General features: G+C 69.5%; 28 protein-coding genes. 9 read left to right on the forward strand and 19 right to left on the reverse strand.

Features of this window, described 5'->3' with window-relative positions:
* Window positions 1-21: 21 nt before the first annotated feature.
* The 5 genes from G9C83_RS05700 to G9C83_RS05720 all read right to left on the reverse strand — a co-directional run bounded on the left by G9C83_RS05700 (window position 22) and on the right by G9C83_RS05720 (window position 4394).
* The gene (locus tag G9C83_RS05700; RefSeq protein ID WP_167245129.1) at window positions 22-744 is read right to left on the reverse strand and encodes a DUF5803 family protein; all 723 of its coding nucleotides are present in this window, start codon (window positions 742-744) and stop codon (window positions 22-24) included.
* Window positions 741-1406: a DUF2110 family protein gene (locus G9C83_RS05705; protein WP_167245130.1), complete on the reverse strand. Its 666-nt coding sequence runs from the start codon at window positions 1404-1406 to the stop codon at window positions 741-743. Before G9C83_RS05705 ends, G9C83_RS05700 begins: the two co-directional genes overlap by 4 nt.
* Window positions 1406-1924, reverse strand: a complete 519-nt coding sequence (tfe, locus tag G9C83_RS05710; protein ID WP_167245131.1) for a transcription factor E — start codon at window positions 1922-1924, stop codon at window positions 1406-1408. Before tfe ends, G9C83_RS05705 begins: the two co-directional genes overlap by 1 nt.
* A gap of 63 nt (window positions 1925-1987) precedes the next feature.
* A complete protein-coding gene (locus tag G9C83_RS05715; protein ID WP_167245132.1) occupies window positions 1988-3364 on the reverse strand; it encodes an FAD-binding oxidoreductase in 1377 nt (458 codons plus the stop codon).
* 49 nt (window positions 3365-3413) lie between these two features.
* Window positions 3414-4394 (reverse strand): bile acid:sodium symporter family protein, encoded by a 981-nt coding sequence (locus G9C83_RS05720; protein ID WP_167245133.1) that lies wholly within the window; start codon window positions 4392-4394, stop codon window positions 3414-3416.
* 141 nt (window positions 4395-4535) lie between these two features.
* On the opposite strand from G9C83_RS05720, the gene G9C83_RS05725 reads away from it, so the two are divergent.
* Window positions 4536-6227: a formate--tetrahydrofolate ligase gene (locus G9C83_RS05725; RefSeq protein WP_167245134.1), complete on the forward strand. Its 1692-nt coding sequence runs from the start codon at window positions 4536-4538 to the stop codon at window positions 6225-6227.
* Window positions 6228-6230: 3 nt separating this feature from the next.
* Here the strand turns inward: G9C83_RS05725 and G9C83_RS05730 are convergent, their stop codons facing one another.
* Both G9C83_RS05730 and fer read right to left on the reverse strand, forming a co-directional pair.
* Window positions 6231-6773, reverse strand: coding sequence for a tRNA (cytidine(56)-2'-O)-methyltransferase (locus tag G9C83_RS05730; RefSeq protein ID WP_167245135.1), 543 nt, complete (start codon window positions 6771-6773; stop codon window positions 6231-6233).
* A 42-nt stretch (window positions 6774-6815) separates the two neighbouring features.
* Complete coding sequence (gene fer, locus G9C83_RS05735; RefSeq protein ID WP_167245136.1) at window positions 6816-7499, reverse strand: ferredoxin Fer; 684 nt, start codon at window positions 7497-7499, stop codon at window positions 6816-6818.
* Between the two features lie 92 nt (window positions 7500-7591).
* On the opposite strand from fer, the gene G9C83_RS05740 reads away from it, so the two are divergent.
* From G9C83_RS05740 to G9C83_RS05750, 3 genes are all read left to right on the forward strand, one after another.
* Complete coding sequence (locus G9C83_RS05740; RefSeq protein ID WP_167245137.1) at window positions 7592-8473, forward strand: SDR family NAD(P)-dependent oxidoreductase; 882 nt, start codon at window positions 7592-7594, stop codon at window positions 8471-8473.
* 42 nt (window positions 8474-8515) lie between these two features.
* Window positions 8516-9457 (forward strand): NAD-dependent epimerase/dehydratase family protein, encoded by a 942-nt coding sequence (locus tag G9C83_RS05745; RefSeq protein ID WP_167245138.1) that lies wholly within the window; start codon window positions 8516-8518, stop codon window positions 9455-9457.
* Window positions 9458-9527: 70 nt separating this feature from the next.
* Complete coding sequence (locus G9C83_RS05750; protein ID WP_167245139.1) at window positions 9528-10166, forward strand: recombinase RecA; 639 nt, start codon at window positions 9528-9530, stop codon at window positions 10164-10166.
* Here the strand turns inward: G9C83_RS05750 and G9C83_RS05755 are convergent.
* Entirely contained in the window at window positions 10163-10591 is a 429-nt protein-coding gene (locus tag G9C83_RS05755) for a hypothetical protein (protein ID WP_167245140.1), read from the reverse strand. The genes G9C83_RS05750 and G9C83_RS05755 overlap by 4 nt on opposite strands.
* Window positions 10592-10694: 103 nt before the next feature.
* Between G9C83_RS05755 and G9C83_RS05760 the strand changes: the two genes are divergently transcribed.
* Entirely contained in the window at window positions 10695-11096 is a 402-nt protein-coding gene (locus G9C83_RS05760) for a hypothetical protein (RefSeq protein ID WP_167245141.1), read from the forward strand.
* Between the two features lie 90 nt (window positions 11097-11186).
* On the opposite strand, the gene G9C83_RS05765 is transcribed toward G9C83_RS05760, so the two are convergent.
* On the reverse strand, window positions 11187-11648 hold the full coding sequence (locus G9C83_RS05765; RefSeq protein WP_167245142.1) for a hypothetical protein: 462 nt from the start codon (window positions 11646-11648) through the stop codon (window positions 11187-11189).
* 190 nt (window positions 11649-11838) lie between these two features.
* On the opposite strand from G9C83_RS05765, the gene G9C83_RS05770 reads away from it, so the two are divergent.
* A complete protein-coding gene (locus G9C83_RS05770; RefSeq protein ID WP_167245695.1) occupies window positions 11839-12582 on the forward strand; it encodes a universal stress protein in 744 nt (247 codons plus the stop codon).
* A gap of 179 nt (window positions 12583-12761) precedes the next feature.
* Here G9C83_RS05770 and G9C83_RS05775 read toward each other — a convergent pair whose 3' ends face one another.
* The 5 genes from G9C83_RS05775 to G9C83_RS05795 all read right to left on the reverse strand — a co-directional run bounded on the left by G9C83_RS05775 (window position 12762) and on the right by G9C83_RS05795 (window position 18315).
* The gene (locus tag G9C83_RS05775; RefSeq protein WP_167245143.1) at window positions 12762-12944 is read right to left on the reverse strand and encodes a hypothetical protein; all 183 of its coding nucleotides are present in this window, start codon (window positions 12942-12944) and stop codon (window positions 12762-12764) included.
* A 72-nt stretch (window positions 12945-13016) separates the two neighbouring features.
* Window positions 13017-14024 carry a cytochrome b/b6 domain-containing protein gene (locus G9C83_RS05780; RefSeq protein WP_167245144.1) on the reverse strand — a complete coding sequence of 336 codons (1008 nt, stop codon included), beginning with the start codon at window positions 14022-14024 and terminating at the stop codon, window positions 13017-13019.
* Window positions 14021-14455: a hypothetical protein gene (locus G9C83_RS05785; RefSeq protein ID WP_167245145.1), complete on the reverse strand. Its 435-nt coding sequence runs from the start codon at window positions 14453-14455 to the stop codon at window positions 14021-14023. Before G9C83_RS05785 ends, G9C83_RS05780 begins: the two co-directional genes overlap by 4 nt.
* On the reverse strand, window positions 14455-15129 hold the full coding sequence (locus tag G9C83_RS05790) for a 4Fe-4S dicluster domain-containing protein (protein ID WP_167245146.1): 675 nt from the start codon (window positions 15127-15129) through the stop codon (window positions 14455-14457). The genes G9C83_RS05785 and G9C83_RS05790 overlap by 1 nt, the downstream gene beginning before the upstream one ends.
* Window positions 15130-15132: 3 nt before the next feature.
* Entirely contained in the window at window positions 15133-18315 is a 3183-nt protein-coding gene (locus G9C83_RS05795; protein WP_167245147.1) for a formate dehydrogenase subunit alpha, read from the reverse strand.
* A gap of 171 nt (window positions 18316-18486) precedes the next feature.
* Here G9C83_RS05795 and G9C83_RS05800 point away from each other — a divergent pair, with 171 nt between their 5' ends.
* Window positions 18487-20574: a hydrogenase iron-sulfur subunit gene (locus G9C83_RS05800; RefSeq protein WP_167245148.1), complete on the forward strand. Its 2088-nt coding sequence runs from the start codon at window positions 18487-18489 to the stop codon at window positions 20572-20574.
* Between the two features lie 2 nt (window positions 20575-20576).
* A complete protein-coding gene (locus G9C83_RS05805) occupies window positions 20577-21200 on the forward strand; it encodes a molecular chaperone TorD family protein (RefSeq protein WP_167245149.1) in 624 nt (207 codons plus the stop codon).
* 16 nt (window positions 21201-21216) lie between these two features.
* Here the strand turns inward: G9C83_RS05805 and G9C83_RS05810 are convergent, their stop codons facing one another.
* From G9C83_RS05810 to G9C83_RS05830, 5 genes are all read right to left on the reverse strand, one after another.
* Window positions 21217-21354 carry a hypothetical protein gene (locus tag G9C83_RS05810; RefSeq protein ID WP_167245150.1) on the reverse strand — a complete coding sequence of 46 codons (138 nt, stop codon included), beginning with the start codon at window positions 21352-21354 and terminating at the stop codon, window positions 21217-21219.
* Window positions 21355-21396: 42 nt separating this feature from the next.
* Window positions 21397-21738, reverse strand: a complete 342-nt coding sequence (locus G9C83_RS05815; RefSeq protein ID WP_167245151.1) for a hypothetical protein — start codon at window positions 21736-21738, stop codon at window positions 21397-21399.
* 136 nt (window positions 21739-21874) lie between these two features.
* Entirely contained in the window at window positions 21875-22138 is a 264-nt protein-coding gene (locus tag G9C83_RS05820) for a hypothetical protein (RefSeq protein ID WP_167245152.1), read from the reverse strand.
* A gap of 65 nt (window positions 22139-22203) precedes the next feature.
* Window positions 22204-22899 carry a hypothetical protein gene (locus G9C83_RS05825; RefSeq protein ID WP_167245153.1) on the reverse strand — a complete coding sequence of 232 codons (696 nt, stop codon included), beginning with the start codon at window positions 22897-22899 and terminating at the stop codon, window positions 22204-22206.
* Window positions 22896-24626 carry an aldehyde ferredoxin oxidoreductase C-terminal domain-containing protein gene (locus G9C83_RS05830; protein WP_167245154.1) on the reverse strand — a complete coding sequence of 577 codons (1731 nt, stop codon included), beginning with the start codon at window positions 24624-24626 and terminating at the stop codon, window positions 22896-22898. The genes G9C83_RS05825 and G9C83_RS05830 overlap by 4 nt, the downstream gene beginning before the upstream one ends.
* Before the next feature lie 78 nt (window positions 24627-24704).
* Between G9C83_RS05830 and G9C83_RS05835 the strand changes: the two genes are divergently transcribed.
* Entirely contained in the window at window positions 24705-25322 is a 618-nt protein-coding gene (locus tag G9C83_RS05835) for a molybdenum cofactor guanylyltransferase (RefSeq protein ID WP_167245155.1), read from the forward strand.
* Window positions 25323-25338: the final 16 nt, after the last annotated feature.

Consider the following 25338-nt stretch of genomic DNA (forward strand, 5'->3'; position numbering starts at 1 on the left):
GGGCGGGAAAAGGGAACGGGGTTACTTCTCGTAGTCGAGGCCGGACTGCTCGCGCTCGCGTTCGAGCCGCCGGATGCGCAGCCGGTAGTAGACGACGCCGCCGACAGTGAGCACGCCGAGCACCGCGAGGATCGCGGCGAAGATCTGGAGGTCGCGCTGGAGGTAGTACTCCACGCTGATGGTGGCACTGGACAGCGAATCCCACGCCAGGTGGACGCGGTTGTCCTCGACGGACTTCTCGTAGCCGCCCGGCGAGACGTCCCCGAACACCGGGAACGAGACGCGCATCCCCGGCGGCAGCACGACCTCGTGGGACCCCTCGAAGTCGAGGGGGGCGCTCACCGACCGGGAGCCCGCGGGCGCGCTGTACGCGAACGTGCCGTTCTCGGCGGGCAGGTCGACGACGGTGCGCTGGTTCTGCGTGGAGACGCCGATGGCGTCGGCGCCGACGACGGTGCCGTTCTCGTAGCGGAACTGCACCGCCGAGATCGGGAGCGGGTTCCGGCCGCCGAACCCGCTCGTCGACGCGAGGCGGACGCGCTCGGTGTCGTTGACGTCCGCGACGGTCTGGTACTGTTCGCCCGTGACGGTCACCGTGACGTCGGCGTCCCCCTCCCAGTCGTAGGTCGCGTTCTGTTCGAGTTGCTGGTCGCTGGGCGCGGGCGTGCCGCCGAGCCCGGTGCCGGCGCAGCCGGCGAGCACGGCGAGGAGGAGGACGCCGACCGCCAGCTTGAGTTTGCTCATGGAACGACTGCGAGCAGCTCCGAGGGGAGGTACTCTCCGATGGCCGCGAGCAGCCCCGGCGGGTCCGTGTCCTCGCGGCAGACGATGCTCTGTTCGAGCAGGCCGAGGCGTTCGACCGTGACGATGTCGCGGGCGTGGCCGGCGCGGTTGACCGTCGCGCGAACCTCGCCGCGGGTCGCGCTGTTGACGTTCAGCCGGCCGGTGCCCCGCGTCCAGTCGTAGAGCCGGTCGCGCTCGTCGTCGGCGAGCGCGGGCGTGTCGCCGTACGTGAACCGCAGGGGAACGTGCTGGACGAGTCCGAACCGCTCGCGAATCTGGGCGGGCGACCCCGGGCCGAGTCCGAGTTCGTCGGCGGGCACGAGTACTTCCTCGCCCGCGTCGAGCACGAACCCGTCGTCGTCCCAGGACTCAAGCGTGCCGACGTACGTCTCGCCGTCCTCGAAGCCCGCCGTGATTTCGCCCCACGTCTCCGCGAGAACGTTCCGCGCGGCGACCTCGTCGGGGCCCTCCAGGGTCACGGTCGGGAAGTCGTCGTGGCGCACCCCGACGTCGAAGTCGACGTCGAGGTCGCCGACGTCGTTGTCGACCTGCGAGGTGAGGCTGTCGAGCGCGCGCTCGCGCGCCTCTCCCTCGACGTACAGCTTGGTCGCGAGGACGACCATCAGGCCCTCACGCCGAGTTCCGAGCGGAGGTTCTCGATGCGCTCGTCCATCGCCTCGACGAGGTCGGTGTTCTCCATCGCCTCGACGGGCGACCCGCACTCGGGACACTCGAAGCCGAGGTCCATCGCTTCGCCGAACTCGAAGCGAATCGAGCACACCTCACAGAGGTAGAACTCGTTGTTCAGCTCGTACTCGCGGCGCTCGGCGAGCGCCTCCAGCAGGCGGTCCATCTCCTCGCGGAGGTTCTCGGGGACGTTGTCGTACTCGAACGTCCAGAGGTACGTGAGCCAGCCGGAGTCCTCGTCGCGGACGCGGCGGTAGGTCGCGAGGTCGTTCTCGTAGAGGATGAACAGCGCCCGGCGCACGTCGTTCAGTTCGAGCCCGAGCCGCTCGGCGAGCTCCTCGTCGGTCACTTCGCCGTCCGGCGGGGACACCGCCACCGGCATCCCCTTCGGACCGACCAGCTCGTGGAGGTACTTCTGAACCACGGGGTCGTCGAGTAGCTCCTCAAAAGCCATTGGGTGAAAAGGGGTCCGCGCCGGCATTAAGTCTTGTCACTCCCCCGTCTGACGGTCGCGCCGTCAGTCCTCGGGCAGCACCTTTCCGGGGTTGAGCACGCCGTTCGGGTCGAAGCACTCCTTCACGCGACCCATCAGGTCGACCGCGCCGTCGCCGTGCTCGGAGCGGACGAACTTCCGCTTCGTGTTCCCGATGCCGTGCTCGGCCGTACACGTGCCGCCCAGCTCGATGGCTCGCCCGACGATGTCCTCGGCGACCGCCTCGCCGCGTCCGACCATCTCGGCGTCCGCGGGGTCGACGAGCACGTCGAAGTGGACGTTGCCGTCGCCGACGTGTCCGAACGACGGCGCGAGCAGGTCCGCCTCGGCGGCGCGCTCGTGGATGTACGCCACCAGCTCCGTGAACTCGCTCGGCGGCACCGCGACGTCCCCGGAGTGCGCGGACACGAGGTCGGGGTCGTGCTGGACGGTGGCCTCCGGGAGCTCCTCCCGCAACTCCCAGAGCTCGCTCATCTCCGCTTCGCCGACGGTCTCGAACGAGATGGGGTCGTGGTCGGCGAACACGCCCTCGCAGAACTCGATCTCCGCATCGACGCCGTGGTTGCGGTGGAACTCCAGGAACACCATCGGGCGGTCGGGCAGGTCGGTTCCCAGGAAGTCGTTGGTGATGCGCGCGCAGTGCTCGTCGACGAGCTCCATCGACGCCACGTCGACGCCCGAGCGCCGGGCGTCCGCGACCGCGGCCGCGGCGTCCGCGACGGACTCGAAGACCGCGCGCCCGCCGCGAATCTGCTCGGGGATGCCGGCGGTTTCGAGCGTGACTCGCGTCACCACCGCGAGCGTCCCCTCGCTGCCGACGACGAGGTCCCGGAGGTTGTACCCCGAGGAAGACTTCACCGCGCGCGTGCCCGCCGTGAAGACGGTGCCGTCGCCGGCGACGGCCTCGATCTCCCGCACCCAGTCGCCGACCGTCCCGTACTTTACCGTGCGCCGGCCGGAGGCGTCCGTCGACACCATCCCGCCGACCGACGCCATCGCGCCCGACGTCGGCAGCGGCGGGAAGAACTGGCCGTAGCGCTCGACCGCCTCGTCCACGTCGGTCCCGACGACGCCCGGCTGGACATCCACCTGGAAGTCGTCCGGGCGCGCGTCCAGAATCTCGTCCATCCGCGTCGTGTCGAGGCTCACGCCGCCCCGCGCGGGGACGGCGTTGCCGGCGACGCCCGTGCCGGCGCCGTACGGCGTCACGGGCACGCCTGCTTCGTTCGCGCGTTCGAGCACGGCGGCGACATCCTCGGTCGACTCCGGCCAGACGACCGCGCCCGGCGTGACGCCGTCCTCGTCCGCGGTTCCCCAGTCAGTCGACCGCTGGGACCGGTCCGCGCCCGCGACTGACCACTGGTCGGCGGCGAGCGGCAGTGACTCGCAGAACTCCTGCATACCCGGTGTCTGTCCGGCTCCCAGTTAAGCGGTCGGTCGCCGGCAGCGGTCAGTCCGCCGCCGCAGCGCCGGCGTCAGCGGTCCGGTCGTCCTGCCACGTGAAGTAGCTCGCGAGCGCGGGGCCGCTGACGTTGTGCCAGACGCTGAACAGCGCGGGGATGAGCGCGGCCGCCGGCTCGAACAGCGACGCCGCGAGCGCCACCGCGAGTCCGCTGTTCTGGAGACCGACCTCGAACGTCGTCGTGCGAACGCGATCCTCGGACATGCCGAACGCGCGACCGACGCCGTAGCCCGCGCCGAGGCCGATGCCGTTGTGGATGACGACTGCGGCCAGCACGAGCGCGCCTGCGGTGAGGATGTTGTCGACGTTCGCGCCGACGACGCCGGCGACGATGGCGACGATGGCGACGACGCTAATCACGGGGAAGACGTCGACGCCGACCGCCGCGGCCTTCGGCGAGTAGCGGTCGAGGACGTACCGGATCCCGAACCCGAGCACGACCGGGATGATGACGATCTGGACGATGCTCGTGAACATCTCCACGAACGTCACGTCGATGGCCTCTCCGAGGATGAACAGCGTCCACGCGGGCATCACGATGGGCGCTGCGAGCGTCGTCACCGTCGTGATAGCGACCGACAGCGCGACGTCGCCGCGCCCGAGGTACGTCATCACGTTCGACGCCGTCCCCCCGGGCGCCGCGCCGACGAGGATGAGGCCGACGCCGACGGCGTCCGGCAGGTCGAAAATCAGGTAGAGCGCGTACGCCGCCAGCGGCATCACGAGCCACTGCGTGACCGCGCCGATGCCGACGTCGACGGGGCGCTCGACGAGCCGCTGGAAGTCCTCGGGCTGGAGGGTCAGCCCCATCCCGAGCATGATGATGCCGAGCAGGGGGTTGACGTAGTCCAGCACCGGGACGAACGTGTTGGGGTAGACGAGCGCGAGGCCCGCCGCCGCGATCACCCAGACGACGAAGTACTTGCTCGCGACCTGTGCCGTCCGCGAGATTCCACCACTGACACTCATACGCAGACCGCGGCGGTCCGCGGAAAGAAAGCTTCGCCTACTGGCAGTATTGCGGCACGTTCTCACCGACTGGGGCCGCCCGTTCTCAGTCGACGGCAACCGCGGCAGCGTTTGAAGGCGTCCCGGAGTCGAGTACCGAACATGACCGACACTGCCAGCACGCGCGCGCTCGACCGGAGTGACGCCGAGATCGCCCGGGCGACGGAGAAGCGCCCCATCGAGGACGTCGCGTCCGACCTGGGGCTCGGTGCGGACGACTTCGACCGTGTCGGCCGATACAAGGCGAAACTCGCCCACGACGTCGTCGAACGCGCGAGCGACGAGCAGACCGACGGCGACCTCGTGCTCGTGACCGCGATGACGCCGACGCCGCCCGGGGAGGGCAAGACCGTGACGACGATCGGACTCGCCCAGTCGCTCGACGCGGCCGGCGAGCGCAGCGTCGCGGCGATCCGCGAACCGTCGCTCGGCCCGATATTCGGCCTGAAGGGCGGCGCGACGGGCGGCGGCCGCGCGCAGGTCGTCCCGATGGAGGACGTCAACCTCCACTTCACGGGCGACCTCCACGCGATCACGGCCGCCCACAACCTCGTCGCCGCCGCGCTCGACAACCGTCTCTACCGCGGGAACGACCTCGACGTCGACGTCAACGAGGTCGCGTGGCCGCGCGCGCTCGACGTCGACGACCGCGCGCTGCGGAACGTCGTGGTCGGGCTCGGCGGCTCCGGCAACGGCGTCCCGCGAGAGTCCGAGTTCGTCATCACGGCCGCCTCGGAGCTGATGGCGGTGCTCGGGCTCGCCGACGACCTCGCCGACCTCCGCGAGCGCGTCGGCCGCGTCGTCGTCGCCTACGACAGCGACGAGAAGCCGGTCACCGTGGGAGACCTCGGCGTCACCGGCGCCGTCACCGCGCTGCTCCGGGACGCCGTCCGCCCGAACCTCGTCCAGACGCTCTCCGGCACGCCCGCGCTCGTCCACGGCGGCCCGTTCGCGAACATCGCCCACGGGACGAACACGCTCGTCGCGGACCGCGTCGGGCTGTCGCTGGCGGACTTCGTCGTCACGGAGGCCGGCTTCGGCGCTGACCTCGGCGCCGAGAAGTTCTTCGACATCGTCGGCCGCCGGGGCGTTCAGCCGGACGCCGTCGTCCTCGTCGCCACCGTCCGCGCGCTCAAACACCACGGGACCGACGGGGCTGGGGTCGACGGCGAGGACGTCGCGGCGACCCGCGCGGGCTTCCCGAACCTCGACCACCACGTCGGCGTCCTCCGCCGTTTCGGCGCCGAGCCGGTCGTCGCGCTCAACCGGTTCCCGGGGGACACCGACGCCGAGCTGGCGGCCGTCCGCGACCACTGCGAGGACCTCGGTGTCCGCGTCGCCGTCTCGGACGTCTATCGGCGGGGCGCCGAGGGCGGTGCGGAGCTGGCGCGGGCGGTCCGCGAGGCGGCCGCCGAGCCCGGCGACCCGTCCCCGCTCTACGACCTGGACGCGTCGCTCGCGGAGAAAATCGAGACCGTGGCGACGGACGTCTACGGCGCCAGCGGCGTGACGTTCACCGCCGACGCCGAGTCCGACCTCGAGCGGCTCGCCGACCACGGGTTCGGCGACCTCCCGGTGTGCGTCTCGAAAGTCCCCGGGTCGCTGTCCGACGACCCCGACCGGCTCGGCGTTCCCGAGGACTGGTCGCTCACGGTCCGGGCGCTGTACCCGTCCGCGGGCGCCGGGTTCGTCGTCGCGCTGACCGGGGACGTGCTGACGATGCCGGGGCTGCCGTCGGAGCCGGCCGCGGAAGCGATCGACGTCGACGAGGACGGCAACGTCACTGGGCTCTGACCGTCACTCCGCGTCGACGTCCTCGACGCGCTTCCCGAGCGCCTGCGGAATCACGCGGCGCTCGGCGTTCTCGTACTCCTGTTCGAGCTCGCGGCCGTCGAAGAGGCGGTCGAGGAACACCGCCAGTCCGGCCACCTCCGAGTGGGGCTGGTTCGTGACGCCGACGTTCCAGTCCGCGTGCTCGTACACGTCGAAGGGGACTTTCTCCCCGCCGACGACCACGAGCAGCGGCTCGTCCTCGCGGGCGTCGCGAATCTCCCTCTCGACGTCCTGGACGCGCTCGCCGTACATCGTGAGGTGGACGACGACGCCGTCCCAGTCCCGGATGAACGCGTCCAGCTGGTCGGTGAGTTCGACATCGAACGGCCCGCCGAAGCGCTCCGTGATGTCCGCGACCGTCTCCTCGGACTGCCCGGCGTTGCCCGGGAAGACGACGCGGTCCGCGCCGAGCGCGCGCGCCGTCAGCCCGACGTGCGTGGTCATGCGGTCGTCGCGGCCCGGCCGGTGGCCGTACCGCAGCACCGCGACCTCTGGCTCTCCGTGCATACGCTCGGACAGTCGGCCCGCGGGGGTACGCGTTTCGACTCGTCAGTCGTCGGCGTGCGCGAGCTCGAAGGGGTACGGCGGCAGCCGCAGGTCCTCCAGCTCGGGGAGGTGTTTGACGTTGTAGACGACCTGCATCTCCTCGGTCGCGGGGATGCCGTTACAGGACAGCCGGATGTCCCGGGCGACCAGCTCCGGGGAGAGGATGTGGTCGGTCGGCTGGGAGAGGTCGCCCTCCACGACGACGACCGCGCAGTTCGCGCACGCGCCGCCGCGGCACGCGTACGGCCACGCGAACCCGCGGTCCTCGGCGGCCTCCAAAAGCGACTCGCCGGGCTGGACGTCGAACTCGCCGTGGTTCACCGGGTCGAGGCCGGCGGCGGCCGCGCGCTCGAAGAGGTCCTCGTCGTCGAGCGCCCACCCGTGGTCGTCGAGCACCGCGTAGTTCAGGTACTCGACGTGGCTCTCCTCCCACGGCCGGAAGTCGCGGTCCTGGCCGACGTCGTAGCCCGCGGGCTCGCTCTCGAAGCCCGCCTCGGTCGCGACGTCCGTGCTCGACTCGGCGTCGTCGCTGGTGACCCTCTCGTAGGCCGCGCGCACCAGCTGGAACTCCGCCGCGGAGCCGCCCTGGTCGGGGTGGGCGTCCTTGACGCGCTCGCGGTACGCTCGCTTGATCTCCCCCTCGGAGGCGTCCTCGTCGACCCCGAGCACGTCGAAGGGGGAATCCATACCTATCAGGATGGGCCAGAGCTTCAAAAGTCTCTCCGCGGGCGCGGGCGTTGCCGGATTGATTTATGGCGCGGCCGTCCGAATCCCCGGGTATGGTTCGGCCCGAAGCCGCCGCGGGGGTCGCCGACCGGGACCGCTCGGGGACGACCGCGCTCGTGACCGGCGCGACCAGCGGCGTCGGCCGCGAGGTGGCGCTCGCGCTCGCCCGCCTCGGCGCCGACGTCTACGTCCACGGCCGTGACCGCGACCGCGGCGAGGAAGTCGCCAGCCGGCTCCGCGAGCACGGCGCAGACGCGCGGTTCTTCCGGGCGGACTTCCTCGACCTCGGGCAGGTCGAGAACCTCGCCGAGCGCGTCGCGGGCCGCGTCGACGAGCTCGACGTGCTCGTGAACAACGCCGGCGCGCACTTCGAGACGGGCGCGCTCACGGACGCCGGCGTCGAGCGGACGTTCCACGCGAACCACCTCGCGCCGTTCCTGCTCACGAACCGCCTCCGGGACGCGCTCGCCGACGGCGGCCGCGTCGTCACCGTCGCCTCCGAAGTCCACCGGCGCGCGGGCCTCTCGCTGTCGGGCGTCGAGTCGGTCGACGACTACGACGGATTCGCGGCGTACTCGCGGTCGAAGCTCGCGAACGTCCTGTTCACCCGGGAGCTCGCCCGCCGGCTCGACGGCCCGGCGGCGAACGCCTGCCACCCGGGATTCGTGCCGTCCAGCGGCCTCTGGCGGAACGCCTCGCTGCCCGTTCGAGCCGTGATGCGCGTGCTGTCCGCCGTGCCGCGCCGACTGACGTTCGGCGTCGTGGACTCGTCCGCCTCGGCCGCCGTCACGCCGACGTACCTCGCCGCGGGCGACGTGGACGCGACGGGGGAGTACTACGAGGACTGCGAGCGGGCGACCCCCGCGAAGCAGGCGACCGACGACGAACTCGCGGCGCGACTCTGGGCGTGGAGCGCCGAACGCGTCGACCTGTGAAAAGTCGGAAAGCACTTGCGGGCAGCCGTGATGCCGTCCAGTATGGAGCTCTCAGGAAAGCGCGTCGTCGTGACGGGCGCGGCCGGGCTCGTCGGCTCGCACCTCGCCGACGCCCTCGCGGCCGACAACGACGTGCTCGCGGTGGACAACCTCTCGAAGGGGACCCGTGACCGCGTGCCCGACGGCGTCGAGTTCAGGAAAGCGGACGTACGCGACCCCGAGGACGTCGCGGACGTAATCACGCAGGACGTCGACATCGTCTTCCACTTCGCGGCGTACACGGACACCAACTACGGCGAACCCCGCCAGCTGTTCGAGGAGAACACGGAGATGACGTACAACGTCCTCGAACGGATGCGCGAGGTCGGCGTCGACCACCTCGCGTTCACGTCCTCCTCGACGGTCTACGGCGAGGCGCCGATGCCGACCCCGGAGGACTACGCGCCCCTCGAACCCATCTCCGTCTACGGCGCGAGCAAGCTCGCGGACGAAGGCTTGATCTCGACGTACGCGAACTCCTACGGCGTCCAGTCGTGGGTGTACCGCTTCGCGAACATCGTCGGGCCGCGCCAGCGCGGCAACGTCGTCCCGGACTTCATCGAGAAGCTGCTCGACGACCCGGAGACGCTGACCATCCTCGGTGACGGCCGCCAGGAGAAGTCCTACATGCACGTCGAGGAGTGCGTCGACGCCATGACCCACGTCATCGAGCACGCGGACGACGACTACAACGTCTACAACCTCGGCACGCGCACCACCACGTCGGTCAACCGCATCGCCGACATCGTCGCAGACGAGCTGGGCGTCGACCCCGACTACGAGTACACCGGCGGCGACCGCGGCTGGACCGGCGACGTCCCGAAGATGCGCCTCTCCATCGAGAAGCTCGCGGCGCTCGGCTGGGAGCCCGACCAGTCCAGCGACGAGGCCGTCCGAACGGCCGCTCGCGGCCTCGTCGAGGAGCTGCGCGCGGAGCGACAGTAGGCCGTTTGTCGTACTCCTGGTTACAGCTCGGGAACAAGCCCTATGTCGGAGCGGCGACCAAGCCAGTACGATGGGCTACGACGTCGCTGCATTCCTCCCGATCGAGGAGGTGCCCGAGGGGACGAACCTCCTCGTCGGCGGGCCGCCGCTGACGGGGAAACGCGAGCTCGCGCTCTCGCTGGTCGACGACGGCTGCGAGCGCGACGAGGGCGGCATCGTCGTCGGCACCCACGACAGCACGAAGACCGTCCGCAAGCGCGCGCCGAACGTCTGGGAGCAGGTGAAGAACGGCCGCGCCGGCGTCGTCGACTGCGTCACCCGCCAGCGCGGCGAGTCGGTCCGCGACCAGGAGCTCGTGAAGTACGTCTCCTCGCCCGGCGACGTCACCGACATGGGCATCCGGCTGGGCGGCATCTTCCAGCGCCTCGGACGGAACTGCGAGCAGGTCCGCTTCGACGTCTCCACCATCTCGACGATGCTGATGTACGCCGACACGCGCCGCGTCTACCGGTTCCTCCACGTCTTCTCCGGCCACGTCGAGCGGCTGGACTGGCTCGGACTCGGCGTCCTCGACACCAGCAACCGCGAGAGCTTCGACACGCTCGCGCCGCTGTACGACGGCATGATTCAGACGCGCAGCGAAGACGACGGCCGCGAGCTGCGCGTGGTCGGCCTCGGGAACTCGCCGACCGAGTGGGTGTCCTACTAGCTGAACTCCTCGGCGAACTCGTCGACGTCGTCGTCGGGGTCGCCGTGGTCCTCGATGTTCTCCTCGACGAACTCCAGGAGGCCGTCGACGAGCGTCCCGGTGTCCTCGATGGACTCCCGGTCGAACGCGACGATGATCCCCGCCCACTCGTCGAGGGGTACCTGGATGACGACGACCTCGTGGAACCACCGGACGGTCGCGTCGAGGTGGCCGAACCGCGAGAACTCCGGCTGTTCGAGCGGGTCGTCGAAGCCCTTCAGGACGAAGTGCTTGGCCATCTCCTCGAACTCGTCGTCCGTGTACGACTTCTCGATCTCCCGGTGTCGGAAGACGGTGTCGTAGTCGTCGCCCTCGTAGTGGACGGCAGCCAGCAGGGCGCCGGCGTCGAGCTCGCGCAGGTGACTGGCGAGCGATTCGGCGGGCATGGCCCACCGTTGTCCCGCACGCGTGGTTAATCTTCCGTCGGGAGCGGCGGCGAATCGCCCGCACAGCCGAAGGTTCAAGCCGCCGTCGGACCTTCGGTCGCGCATGCGAATCGAACTGCGGGTGTGCAAGCACTGCTACGAGGGAGAACACGGAAACCCGGAGAAGACCGCCGTGACGACGGACATGGTGGAGATCGCGCGCCGCGTCCGCGAGTACAAGGACCTCATCGGTCTGGACGCGCTGTACGTGACGATGGTCGAGGAGGGCGACCCCGGCGGCGCAGAGGAGCTGCCCGCCATCGTCGCGCACCTCCAGCACGACCAGGTGAACCTCGCGGACACCCAGCTCGTGATGGAGGACGACGACGGCAACATGCTCGTCTACCCGGAGCCCGAGGACATCCTCGACGTGCTCACGCGGAACATCGACCAGATCAGCCAGCAGACCCGCCAGGACGTCACCGTCGAGCTCTCCGAGGAGTCCGCGGAACTGCTGACCGCGTAGTACCCTCACGATACTACCCGCCGGACACTGAGGGGGAGTCCCTGGAAAGCCGACTACTACAGTTCCGCTGTCGAAGGGCGCCCGCGTCGTTCAGTAGCCGTCTTTGTTGCGCTCCGCGTGCAGGTACCACAGGACTTCGTCGACCTGTTTCCCCTTCGATATCGCTAACGCGAGCGACACACCGCCCGACGCGTGGACGGCGAGGACCTGCTGTTGCCTCCAGTACGCGAATCCGATTATCCCCAGTGCCACTAGGAGAACGATAAACCCGGCACCGGGGCCTTGGGTCATCGCGAAGAGGCCGAGGAGGCCGAGTACAGCACCGGCGACGATGAGTGGAATCGACACGCTCGATCCGTACTCGATCGAGCTAATTTTCTCGTGTGGGACGTCCTTGAACGTGAACCCCCCACTGACGCGCGTCTCCTGGATTACCCGTTGATTCGTTACGAACCAATGGGTGACGCCGTACCCGAGTCGTGATTTGAGCCAGTTGACGAAGCCGGTCGGTCGAAACCGCAGCGAATACGAGATCTCCTCGTCGTCGACCATGTAGTTCCGGACTCGTCGTTCCGCCTCCGACGAAGACTCCCGCCGTTGTTCTGTAACCGACATCCAAACGTCGAACGACGGTAATATCAGAAAAACGTTTGGTAAGGTGGCTGTACAGTCCACCGGCTTTATGTCGGCGCGCGCCCACTCTCGTAACCAGTCCACTCACACCCGACTGGATGTTCAGACAATGGTCGACAGACCCAGCATCTTGCTCCCGTTACGTGTTCTCGAGGGAGACTCGATTCCAGAAGGCGTCCCCGAACTCCTCGCGAACGCACACGTCGTCCTGCTCGGCTACCACGTCGTCCCAGACCAGACGGCGACCGAGCAGGCCCGAGACCAGTTCGGAGACCAAGCCACCCGCCGTCTCGACGACTTCACGGCGATACTCGAGCACGCGGGGGCGACAGTCGAATCCCAGCTCGTCTTCACCCACGACGGACAGACGACGATCGATCGAGTGGTGGGCGAGCACGACTGCCTCGCGGTACTGGTCGCGAACGCGACGAGACCGGTGGAGAGTATACTCGTCGGGGTCCGCGGGGTCGCCGGAGTCGATCGGTTTGTCCGCCTGGTTTCGGGGCTGTTCGCGACGATCGACGTCAACGTGACGCTGTACCACGTCGCTGGAGCGGACGAAACCGACGCGGACGTGCAGACGCTGCTCGACGGGATCGCGACTCGGCTTTCCGACGAGGGCATCTCTCCGGACGCGATCGACGTACAGATCTCGCGTGGCGGCACTCCCCGAGAGATGATCGTCGATGCGTCCGACACCTACGACGCGATCGTTATGGGAGAATCGGATCCATCGGTGGCGACGTTCCTGTTCGGGATGACTGCCGACCAGGTCGCCAAGCAGTTCCTGGGCCCGGTGTTCGTGATTCAGCACGGGGAACTGGACGACACCGAGGAGACGGAGACCGAGTGAGCACTCCAGCGAACCGATCGCGTAAGCGTGTGAGTCGGCCGATCACCGCGATACCTGATTCCTCTGTGCTGAACGGACGTTTCACGCCCGCCGTCGGATAACGAAACCGCGGCGGCAACGACTGCGGTGGAAACTGTGTCGATACGACCTGTTTCTCACGAGCGATTGGACGAGCGACGTTAGTTCAGCAGCGGCCACGCCAGCAGCGCGATGAACGCCGTCACCGCGACCGCGCGGAGCAGGTCCGAGGTCGTTGAGACGCCGTCGTCGAGGTCGCGGCCGACCCACCAGACGGTGAAGACGCCGCCGATTGCGACCACCAGTGCGAGCAGCACGTACGCCACGTTCAGTATCCCAGCCATGCTGCCCGTTACCGCGACGAGCGACTTAAACCAACCGGCTGCCGTCGAAAGAATAGCGCGACTCGGCGGCGGTCAGTTCTCGCTCCGGGGCTCTCCGCCGTCGGCCGCGGTCTCGCGCTCGGTCTCGGCGGCGACCTGGCGCTCGTAGCGAGCGCGCAGGATGTTGCCGTACGTCGACAGCACGACGCCGAGCAGCAGCACGAGCATTCCGATGTTGATACCGATGGTGAGCAGGACGCTCGACGGGCCGCCACCCACCGCCAGCTCGCTGGGCACCGGGTAGCCGGAGTCGAAGATGCTCCCGAGGAGGACGCTCACGATGCCGATGACGACCGCCGCTCCAGCGAGGTTCACCGCCCAATTCCAGGACGGCCGCAGCGAGAGCAGTTCGATGCCCGTGCCCTCGTGGTCGTCGTCGTGGTCCTCGTGGGGCATCATCGACTTCGGCACGAACGCCTTCATCTCCACCGGGTAGAACGCGGGGTGGAACCCGTGCTCGAAGATGTGGAAGATGACGCCCATCACCATCACGACGCCGAGCAGGCCGTGGAACGTGACGAACGCGGTGGCGGCGGCCTTCGTCTGGAAGAACTGCGCGGCGCCGACCTTGCTCCAGATGAGCAGCCCGGAGATCATCAGGAGCACGAGCTCGACGGTGAAGATCCAGACGACGCCCTTCCCGACGTACGACAGCAGCGGGACCTCGTCGGACTCGTAGCCCGCGAACTGGCGCGCGTTCGGGTGCCGTTCGTCGGCGCGCCCGAGCACGAACTGGACGTCCTGGACGAACGCCTTCGCGTCCGTCGGCGTCGGCAGGACGGCCTTGAAGTTCTTCCGGCGGCCCGGCCCGATGAGCATCAGCGTCACCCAGAAGACGGTGAGCACGATGAGCCCGACGCCCGCGATGCGGTGGAGCGCGAGCACGCCCGTGTTGCCGCCCATGAACTCCACCATCCACCAGAGCTCGTCGTTGAACATCACGGAGTAGCCCGTGAAGAACAGCAGGAACACGTCCAGCGCCAGCAGCGAGTGGAAGTACGTGGTGACGCGCGTGAACTTCCCGTGGTCCATGTTCGTCACGCGCTCTCACCTCCGCTGTCGGCGTCGCGGCCGCCGTCCGCGGTGGCCCCTGCGGGCACCGTGGTGGTCTCGGCGGACTCGTTGGCGACCTCCGCGGGCTCGTCGTGGTCCCGCATGCGCGCGCCGAGGCGCCGGAACGCGCCCCAGTGGACGAACACCATCACGAGGATGAACACGCCCATCAGCACGTCGACTGCGTGGATGACGGTGATGAGCGCACCGAACAGGGGGTCGGCCTGCCCGGCCGCGAAGTCCGCGCCGACGCCGCCGCCCTCGACGGTGGGGTTGACGCGGTACAGGGTCTCGAAGCTCGTGTCGAACGTCGAGCCGAAGAACCAGACGGACGCGGCTGCGACGACGATGCCGACGACGGCGCTGACCGCGACGGCAAGCGCCTCGGAGATGCCGCGTGCGTCGTCGCGACGGGGCATTACTCGAACACCTCCGCGTCCTCGCCGAAGATGACCGACATGGCCTCGTCGTTGAAGAACGGGTCGCGGTCCCGCTTGTCGAGCTCGTCGGCGATCTGGCCGGGCTGACCGACGAGGATGGCGTCGGTCGCGCACTCGTCGGCGCACGCCGGACCCTTCCCGACGTCCTGGCGCTCCTCGCACATCGTACACTTGTCCATCACGCCGCCGGAGCCGACGACCGCGTTCCCGCCGTCGTCCTCGTCGGGGAACTGCGGGGCGCCGAACGGACACGCCGACAGGCAGTACTGGCAGCCGACGCAGAGGTCGTCGGTGACCTGCACGAAGTCGTCGTCGTTCTTCTGGAGCGCGTCGGTCGGACAGACGGACACGCAGGGCGCGTTCTCGCAGTGGTAACACTGCATCGGGATGGCGGTCTCGCCGGGGAACGCGCCGTCGTCGAGGGCCTGCGAGCTGTTGGCGTTGTAGCCGTCGTCGGCCTGCTGGCCCTCGAACATCGTCGAGATGCTGATACGCTGTTCCTCCGGGCCGATGTCCCACGTGCGCTTGCACGCGACGACACAGCCGCCGCAGTCGATACAGGCCTCGACGTCGGGGAAGATGCGCGCACCATCGCCGGTGCTGATGACCCCCTGGCTCAAGACCTCACGCTGTGATTGTTGATTCGATGACATTGGTCACTGAACGGGTTTGTTCTCCCGGACGTCGAAGTCCTTCTGTCGGCCGATGTCGTTCTCGTCCTGGGGGAACGAGAACTCCGACAGGTCGACGTCCATGTTGAGTTCGTCGACGACGTCCTGGGTGGCTTTCCGGATGCGGGCCATCGCGGCCTTCGTCTCCTGCATCTGCGTCTCGACGTCGTAGCCCGGCGACGTGATGGAGTTCACGCTGTCGCCGATGGCGAACGGCGCCATGCCGTCCGGGTACTCGTCGAGCAGGCTCTCGCCCTGGAAGATGCCGCCCCAGTGGTACGGGAGGAACGTCTCCTCCGCGTTCGGCCGGTGGGTGACGCGCGCCTTCACGAGCACCGACCCGCGGTTGGTCGTCTCCACCACCACAAGGTCGCCGCCGTCCACGCCGAGGTCCTCGGCCATGTCCGGGTGAATCTCGGCGTACATGTGCGGCTGGAGGTCGGCCGTGAAGATGTTCGACCGTGTCTCCGAGCCGCCGCCCTGGTGCTCGACCTGGCGGCCGGTCGTCATGATGGTGTCGATGGCGCCGTCGGCCTCGCTCAGGCGGTTCATCGCGCGGCGCTGGACCTCGCTGTTGTTCTGGTCGAGGCGGTAGACGTTGCGCTGCTGGCCGTTCGACGGCCACTCCTCGACGAGGTCCGGCTCCGGGCTCTCGATCGGCTCCCGGTGGACCGGCGTGGTGTCGAGGAAGTTCCACACGACCGCTCGCGCCCGACCGCGCCCCGTCGGCGGGTCCGGCTGCGGGTTGTCGAACTGCTGCCAGAAGTCGAGGTCGAAGTCGTACTCGTCGCGCTCGTTCAGCGCTCGTGCGGCGTCGAACGGCGAGCGGTCCTCGCGGAGCGCGTACTCGAACGGCAGCGACAGCGCCGATGGGTTGTCGAGGTCCTCCGGGAACGTCGTCGCGAACCCGGGGTACTCCGGAACGCCCTCGATCTCGCCCGCGTACCAGTCCGGGGAGAACGACGCCCGGAGCATGTTCAGACCTTCCTCGCCCTCCTGGTCGTAGGTCTCCTGGAGCGGGTACTCCTTGTCCACGTCCATCGACGCCCACTCCTCGGGCGTCGGCGCCTGCGTGCCCCACCGCGAGCGGAAGTCCTGTCCGCCCTCGCGGGGGTCGACCTCGTCGGTCCACAGGATCGGCGTGCCCGGGTGTCCGTCACCCCAGCACGGCCACGGCAGGCTCCAGTAGTCGCCGCTCACCGGGAGCTCCGAGTCGTGGCACTTCGTGTCCTCCGGGGAGAACGCGTAGTCGTACTCGCGGTGCTGCTGGAGGCGCTCGGGGCTCTGCTGGTAGCCGATGGTCCGCACGCCGAGGTTGATCTCCCGCAGCGCCTCCTCGTACGTGGACTTCCCGTTGAACATCTCGGGGCCCGAACCCCAGTCGAAGTGCTCGCCGAAGCCGAGGCGGTCGGCCAGCTCCTGCATGATCTGCATGTCCGGCTTCGCCTCGTGGCTCGGCGGCCGCACGGGCTCGCTCCACTGCACCGCGCGGTGGGAGTTCGTGACCGAGCGGTAGTGCTCGTACTGGCTGGCCGCCGGCAGCAGGATGACACCGTCCTCGCGGTCCGGGAGCACGGACGCCAGCGACGGGAACAGGTCCACGACGACCAGCAGGTCGAGCTCCTCCATCGCCTGCCGCATCCGCGGCATCTCCGAGATGGAGTTCGAGGAGTGCCCCCAGAAGAACGCCGCTTTCACGGGGTTCTCCTGGTAGATCGGCGATTCGAGCAGCCGGTCCTCCTGGTCGAGGGCCGCTTCGAACCAGCGGGCGACCGTCAGCCCGTTCTGGTACATCAGCGAGCGGTCCTCCTCGGAGGCGTTCGCGTCGCCGCCCTGCTGCTCGTACAGCTCCGGCGGCATCGTCTCGAACTTCTCGTAGAGGTCCTGGAAGCTGACGTCGCCCGAGGTGGTCGGCGTCTGGTTCCAGACGTCCGCCCAGTACTCCCAGGAGCCGCGGCTGGAGACGCCGTAGTACCCGGGGAGGATGTGGCTGGCGACGCCGAGGTCGGTCGCACCCTGGACGTTCGCGTGCCCGCGCATCACCTGGAGGCCGCCGCCGGAGTGGGCGGCGCTGCCCGAGGCGAGGCTGGTCAGCGCGTACGACCGGATGTTCTGCGTGCCGTTGTTGTGCTGGGTGCCGCCCATCGCCCACTCGATCTGGACGTTGGGCTTGTTCTCGATGATGAGGTCGCCGAGTTCGCGGACGCGGTCCGCGCTGATCCACGTGATCTCCTCGACGGTCTCGGGGTCGTAGTCGTCGAGGTCGCCCTCGACGTCGGGCCACCCCTGGACGCGCTCCTCGAGCATCTGGTCGTCGAGTTCGCCCTGCTCGCGGAGGTACCGGATGAGCCCCATCATCAGGGCGACGTCCGTGCCGGGACGCAGCCGGAAGAACTCGTCGGCGTGCGCCGACGTCTTCGTGTACCGGGGGTCGACGGAGACGACCGTGCCGCCGCGGGCCTGCCCCTCGAGGATGTGCTGCATCGCGATGGGGTGGGCCTCCGCGGGGTTCTGCCCGATGATGATGTTGAGGTCGAAGTTCCGGTAGTCGTTGACCGTGTTCGTCATCGCCCCGTACCCCCACGTGTTCGCGAGGCCGGAGACGGTAGTGGAGTGACAGATGCGGGCCTGGTGGTCGATGTTGTTCGTGCCCATGAAGGAGGCGAGCTTGCGGGACGCGTACGCCTCCTCGTTGCAGTGGTGGGCGCTCCCGAGGAACATCAGGCTGTCGCGGCCGTACTCCTCCCAGATGCGCTCGAGCTCCTCCGTGATGTGGGAGTACGCCTCGTCCCACGAGATCTTCTTCCACTCGCCGTCTTCCTTCCGCATCGGGTGTTTCAGACGTCGCTCGGAGTGCTCGCTGCCGTAGATAGCTGCCCCTTTCGAGCAGAGCGACCCGTTGTTGATCGGGTTCTCGTGCCAGGACTCCTGACCGACGAAAGCGTTACCTTCACGTTCCCCGCGGAACCCACATCCGACCGCACAGAAGTTACAGACGGTCTTCGTGAGGGTCGAGTCGTCGCCGGAGACGTCCGTTCCGTCGGTTTCGCCGTCCTGAGCGAGCGTCTGGCCGGTTATCCCGCCGCCGAGGGCGAGCCCGCCCGCGAGGGCGCTCGCCTTCATGAACGAACGGCGGTCTAGGTCCAGAGAGACCGGTTGTGTACTCATGGTATAAAGCCTGTCACCGTGTAACACGATTTATTACGCAGGAGCTACTTTAGTGTTCCCTCCTGGGGCCGCTATTCTGACCTCACAATCCCCGGAAGGAGTCGGGTCATGTAAGCAGTAATTAACGTGTATCCGCAACCCCTTTCGGTGGTCGCACGTAACGGAGACTGAATGAACGTCGGGGCGTTCGTCTGTGGCTGCGGCGGGTCGGTCGACCTCGACCTCGAGGGCGTCCGAGAGGGCGTCCGGGACGTCGACGTCGTCGCCAGCGGCTCGAAGCTCTGCACGGAGGGCTTGCCGAAGGTGCGACACGTCGTCGAGGAGTACGACCTCGACCACCTGATAGTCACGGCCGAGAGCGACAACTGCAAGCAACGGTACCGGACGGTGCTCGACGACGCCGGCCTCCACCCGGAGGCGATTTCGTTCGTGAACCACCGCGAGCGCGGCGCGTGGGTCCACGACGAGGCGGACGCGACCGACCTCGTGGCCCGGAAGATCAACGCCGCCTACGCGGGGCTCCGCGAGGAGGCGCCGCCGCGCAGCGTCTCCCGCGAAGCGGGCGACGACGTGGTCGTCGTCGGCGACCCGGCGGCCGCCGAAGCGCTCGCGGACACCGCGGACGTCACGCTGCTCGCGGACGGAGAGGACTTCGCGGACGCCGACCACGACCTCCGGGACGTCACACTCGCTCGTGGCCGCGTCACGGACGTCGACGGCGTCTACGGCGAGTTCGAACTCCAGGTGGAGGCCGGCGTCACCGAGGACTGCATCGACTGCATGGAGTGCGTCAAGCAGGGCCCCGACGAGTACGTCACGAGCAAGCCCGTCGACGTGCTTCCGGGCGCACCGAACGGCGACTGGGTGGACTGCTGTCCCACGGACGCCATCCACCCCGAGGAGCGCACCATCGAAGCGGACCAGGTGGTCTACCCGGACGCCTCCCGGGAGACCCGCGGCGGCCGAATGGGATTCTACACGGGCCCCGTCGACGCCGCCACGGTCGCGGCGGTCGAGGACCTGCTCGGCGGCATCGAGAAGCCGCAGTTCCTCGACGTGGAGATGGACGTCTGTGCGGCCGGCGGGTCGAGCCAGCAAGGCTGCACGGCGTGCTCTGACGCGTGCCCGCACGGCGCCGTCTCCCGCCCGACCGTCGACAGCGTGGAGTTCGACGAGGTGGCCTGCGAGGGCTGCGGCGCGTGTACGAGCGCGTGCCCGACGGGTGCGGTCCGAGCCCGCGAGCCGTCGAACGAGCGCATCGCCCGCGAGGTCGAGTCGCTGCTCGTCGAGAACGACGACTCCGGCCTGCTGTCCTCGTCGGACGGCATCGAGACCGGCGTCGTCGCGTTCGTCTGCGACGAGCGCGCGTCCCGGGCGCTCGACGAGTACGGCCGGTACGCCCGCCAGCACGGCGGCATCGAGTACCCGCCGCTGCTCCCCGTCGAGGTGCCCTGCGCGGACACCGTCGGCGAAGCCCACGTCCTGCACGCGCTCGCCGCGGGCGCCGACGGCGTCGCCATCGTCGGCTGTGGCGGCGAGTGTCTGCACTCCGGCCCGGACCCGAAGGCCGAACTCGTGAAGCGCCTGAACCGCGCGACCAACGACCTCGGGCTCGGCCACCGCACCGCGTTCTTCGCGCCCGAGCCCGGCGAGCCGGAGGCGTTCGTCGAGGACGTCAGCCGGTTCGTCGAGCTCGGCCTCGACCCGTCGCCCGTGCCGACCGGCCACGAGGCCGAGGGCGTCGCGGACCCGACGACCGCAAACCCCGAGTACAACACCCACGACTGGGCGCTGGAGAGCGTGCGGGCTATCCTCCCGCACGTCGACGCCCGGGACGTTATCCGCGGCCTAGAGTCGTTCGGCCGCGTCGAGGTCAACGAGGACTGCACGTTCACGCCGACGTGCTCGAACCTCTGCCCGACGGACGCCCTCCGCCGCGAGGAAGCCGGTCTGGAGTTCAACCACGAGCGCTGCGTGAACTGCGGGCTCTGCGAGGAGGGCTGCGTCGAGGACGCCATCTACGTCGACGGCGGCCTCGAAGTCGACCTGCTCCCCGAGCACAACGACGGCGACGCGTGGACGACCGTCGCTGACGGCGAGATGCGGGAGTGCCGCAACTGCGGGAAGCCGTTCACCAGCGAGGCCTCGGCACAGAAGATCAGCGAAGAAGTCGGGGACGTCGTCGCGGGCATCGCGCCCGACGCCGACGTCTTCGAGTACTGCGGCGACTGCCGCGCGAAACTCGTCTACGACAGATAACCATGAGCTTGGACCAGCAGGCACTCTACGACGCGCGACTCGAACTCGTCGACTACCTGATCGACGCACTCTACGACACCCCCGACGAGGCGTTCGTCGAACGCCTCCTCGACGGCGGCCTCGACACGCCCGCCGACTCCATCAACGACGACCTCGACACGGGCTTCGAGTACCTCCACGAGTTCGTCGAGGCGAACGACGGCCGCGACCCCGAAACGGTCACCGACGAGCTCGCCAAGGAGTTCACGCGAGTGTTCGTCGGGCCGCGGCCGCCCGTCCAGCCCCACGAGACGTACCACCGTGAGGACACGGACTTCCTCTCCTCCGGGCTCGCGGAGGTCGAAGCGAGCTACGGCGCGGCGGGCTGGAAGGTCCCGGAGTCGGTCAGCGAGGAAGCCGACTACGTCGGCGTCGAACTCCTGTTCCTGCGGAATCTCTTGCGCCGCCAGCAGGCCGGCGAGGAGGAAGCCGTCGGCTTCGAGCGCGTGTTCCTCGACGAGCACTTCTCGACGTGGCTGGACGACCTCCTCGCGGACGTCGGCGACGCCACCGACGAGCCGTTCTACCTCGCCGCGGTACACGTGCTCCGCGGGTTCGTCGAGTTCGAACGCGACCTCGTCGCGTAGGAGAAAACGCGGAGAACTACTCGTCGTCTTCGTCGGCCGGGTCCGCCTCGGCGTCGTTGATCTCGCCGGGGGCGACGGCGTGGTCCGTGACGTCCTCGCCCTTGTACTGCATCGCGCGGCCGTTCGGCCGCCAGCCGGTGTCCTTGTGTGCCATACGCTGCCGTAGAGCGGGGGGCGTGGAAAACGTTGCGGTCAGCTACTCGGTCGGCGGCGCGTTCGGCGGGCGCTCCTCGTCCGCGTAGTTGTCGAGGAACACCGTCGCGAACAGGTCGGCGTGCATCGCGAGCACGTCCGCCGGGTCGATGCCCGCCCGCGACGCCTGCTCGTCGAGGAACGCCGCGAGGTCGTCGCTGGGCTCGTAGGTGACCGTCTCGCCGTCGACCTCGAACTCCACCTCCTGGCGGCCGGAGACGAGGTGTTCGACCTCCAGCAGCGCCTGCTCGACTTTCGTCTCCAGGGCGTCCTCGCGGTCGGTCATGCGCTTCTCGGCCCACTCGTCGGCGGCCGCGAGCAGCCTGTCGCTGGCGTCGAACTGCATCAGAAGCTCAACCCCTCCCCCTCGAAGGCGACCTGCCACGTGGTCACTTCCTCGCAGACGGGACACTGCCGGGTCGTCGCGTTCGTCTCGCAGCCGGGCAGGCGAGTCATGTTCTCGCACTGCGCGCACTCGTACATCATCGCGGCGGGAACGACTCGGGCGCGGGCTCGGTCTCGCCCATCTCGCCGTAGACGTACGCCACGCTGAGCGCGAACCCGAGCAGCACCAGCACGCCGACGGCGCCGCCGACGAACGCCTGGCCCGTGAACGGCCCGCTCGCGCCGGCGTACGCGTCCATGAGGTTCGTGACGTTGATCGCGGTCACGATTGTCCACAGCAACACCAGCAGGGCGGCGACCGGCAGCCACCCCATCTGGCCGATCGAATCTCGGAGACTCATACCCACGGGGATGGACTCTCGCGTAAAAAATCATTCCCCCGCGCCCGCTACGTGTCGGCGCGCCGTCAGTCGACGAGCTCCCAGCCGGCGCTCTCCGCGGCGTCCGCCAGCGGGACGAACTCCCAGCCCGCCTCCTCGGCGATCCACTCCTCGCCCTCCGTGCCGACGACGACCACCCGCTCGGAGTAGAACATCGAGTGCTCGTCGATGGCCGCGAGCCGCTCGGCCGGGCCGTCCCCGGAGCCGTTGAAGAAGTCGATGTCGAGCTGGTACTCCCGGAGGAAGGAGTTGATGGCGTGGGCGGGCACGTCCCCCACGAGGCCGATCCAGTCCGACCACTCGTTGGTCTCCGCGAGCGCGATGCGCGGGTCCTCGAAGCGCTGGACGGCGTCGTACGTGTACGCGGTCGCCATGTCGTCGACACCGCCGCCGTGCGGGCCGCTCGCCTCCGGGGCTTCCGCGCGGTCCGCTGCGGGCCCGGCGCCGCCGCCCGCGCCGCCGCGCTCCTTCGGGATGCCGGCGGGACTGTCCGAGGACTCGTAGGGGACGTGCGGGATGCGGTCGCCCTGCGAGTCGCCAGCGGGCTCGCCTTCGTCCTCGCTGGCCGAGCCGGCTTCGGTGCCGCCGGCGGTCGACGACTCGCCGCCGAGGTCGCCGTCGATGTCCTCGGAGTCGTCGTTCCGCCACAGCCAGTCGCCCTCGTTGCCCGCTTCGTCCTCGGTCTCCACCTCGACGTCGTCCAGATTGATTCGTTCGGTCACTGTGTAGCCTCCGTCAGGTCCAGTCGCTGCAGGGTCTCCTCGGTCGGAATCCCGTCGCCGTTCCAGCCGCGGGCGTCGTAGTACGCGTCCAGCATCCCCTCGAAGCGCTCCCGGTCGACGGCCGCGCCCTCCGCTGGGCCGTCCGGCAGCGGCACCGTCATCGCCTCCGGGAGCGCGTCCGCGCGCCGGTCGTGGCCCTCGCGGACGTTGAACAGCCGCGTGAGGTTCCAGACGCGCTCGCCGAGTACGGCCAGCGACTCCGCGGTCGCGTCCACGCCCGCGGCGCGCAGCCAGCGCGCGCCCCGCTCGGGCGCCGCCTCGCCGGCGAAGTCGTCGGCGACCAGGCACCACCGCGCGCTCCGGCTGTTCTGCTCGTCGACCACCGCGCGCACGCGGTCTGCGTCGCTCCAGGACTCCGCGGCGACCGCGGCGTCCTCGATGGGACGGGCCCGGCGGTGGCACGCGCCGCGATCGCTGGTCGCGTACGCGAGCGCCATCGCGGGGGCCGCCCGCGGGTCGTACGTCGGCAGCTCCATCGCCTTCACCGCGGGGATGAGCTGCTCGAACCCGAGGCGGTCGGCGGCCGCGACGACGCCGTCTGCGAGCGCGTCACCGAGGTCCGTCTCGCGGGTCGCGACCTCGCGAATGAGCCGGCGCGCGCCCTCGGGGTCGCCGAAGTCGACGTTCCTGTCGAGGTCGCCGCGCTCGCTCGCCCGCGCCGCGAACGCGACCGCGCTCCCGGCGCTGATGACGTCCACGCCGAGCCGGTCGCAGAGCCCGCCGAGTTCCGCCACCGCGTCGAAGTCGCCGATGCCGAGGCCGGCGCCCAGCGAGATGGACGCCGCGCCCCGCGGCACCGTCTCGCCGTCGCCGTCCGGCACGCGGAACCCGCCCGGAACGGCCTCGTCGGGACGCTCCCGGCCGACGCTCGCCTCGCGGACGGCCTCGATGCCGACGTCGTCGGCGCCGTCGAACGTGCCGGACTGCCAGCCCCGCGTGGGGAGCGCGCCGACCTCGTCAGCGAAGTCGACGGACTCCAGGGTCTCGCTGGCGGCCTGCCAGCGGCCGACCTCGGCGTCCGCGAACTCCTCGGCGGCGTCGGCCAGCTCCGGGGGCGTCTCGGGCGGGTCGCCGCGCGCGACGACGGCCTTCAGGCCCTTCGCGCCCATCACGGCGCCGGCGCCGCCGCGGCCCGCGTGGTGGTCGCCGCCGTCCGTCGCCACCGTCGCGAACCGGACGCCGTGCTCGCCCGCGGGACCGACGCACGCGACAGCGGAGTCGGGGTACTCCGCGGCGGTTTCGGCTGCGTCCATGCCGGCGAGCTCCGGCGCGTCCTCGATGTGTGCGGTGCCGTCCTCCACGACGAGCACGCCCGGCTCGTCGCGCTCGCCTTCGATTAGCACGAGCAGGCAGTCGTCGAGGCTGCCCGCGAGCCGCGCGGCGAAGTCGCCGCCGGCGTACGAGTCCAGGAAGGCGTCCGTGAGCGGGGACTTCGTCACGACCGCGAACCGGGGCTCGCCGGGCGCGCGCCCCGTCAGGGGTCCGACCGCGAACGCGAGCACGTTCCCGGGGCCGAGCGGGTCGACGCCCGCGTCGGTGTCCGCGAGGAGGTAGCGCGCGGCCAGCCCCTTCCCGCCGACGTAGCGCTCGCGCCACTCTCGGCGTATCTCCTCGCGCGACACGGCGCCGTCGCCGAGCCGCACGCGCAACACGTGGTCCCCAACCATGCCCGAGCCCAACGGTTGCGTGGGGTTAAGCGTTGCCGCTCCGGAGCGTTCAAGCGACTGGCGAGCCGACGTTCCCTCGTGCGCTCTGCAGTCGTGCTCGCGGGCGGCCGCTCGACCCGCTACGGCGACGGCGACAAGGCGCTGGCGGACCTCGCCGGCACGCCGATGCTCCGCCGGGTCGCCGACCGCCTCGCCGACGCCACCGACGAGCTCGTGGTGAATTGCCGGGACGACCAGCGCGAGGCCCACCGCGCTGCCCTCGACGGCTACCCGAACCCCGTCCGGGTCGCAGAGGACCCGGAGCCCGACGAGGGTCCGATGGCGGGCATCGCCGCCGGGCTCCGCGAAGCCCGCGGCGAGTACGCGCTCGTCGTCGCCTGCGACATGCCGTTCGTCGACCCCGCGGTCGTCGACCTGCTGTTCGACCGCGCCGCCGGTCGGGACGCCGCCGTCCCCGAGATGGACGACGGCTGGTACCAGACGACGCAGGCGGTCTACCGCGCGGACGCGATGGCCGCCGCCTGCGAAGACGCCCTCGAACGCGGCGACCGGAAGATCCTCGCGCCGCTCGAATCGCTGGACTGGGCCGCCGTTCCCGAGCCCGACGTGGCGGCGGCCGGCGACCTCGACTCCTTCGAGAATCTCAACACCCGCGAGGCCATCGGGGACGCGGCTGAGCGGTTCACCCGGGAGTAGTCGCTTCGCTCTCCCG

Origin of the sequence: Halobacterium sp. R2-5, from assembly GCF_011734195.1 — an archaeon.
GTDB lineage: Archaea > Halobacteriota > Halobacteria > Halobacteriales > Halobacteriaceae > Halobacterium.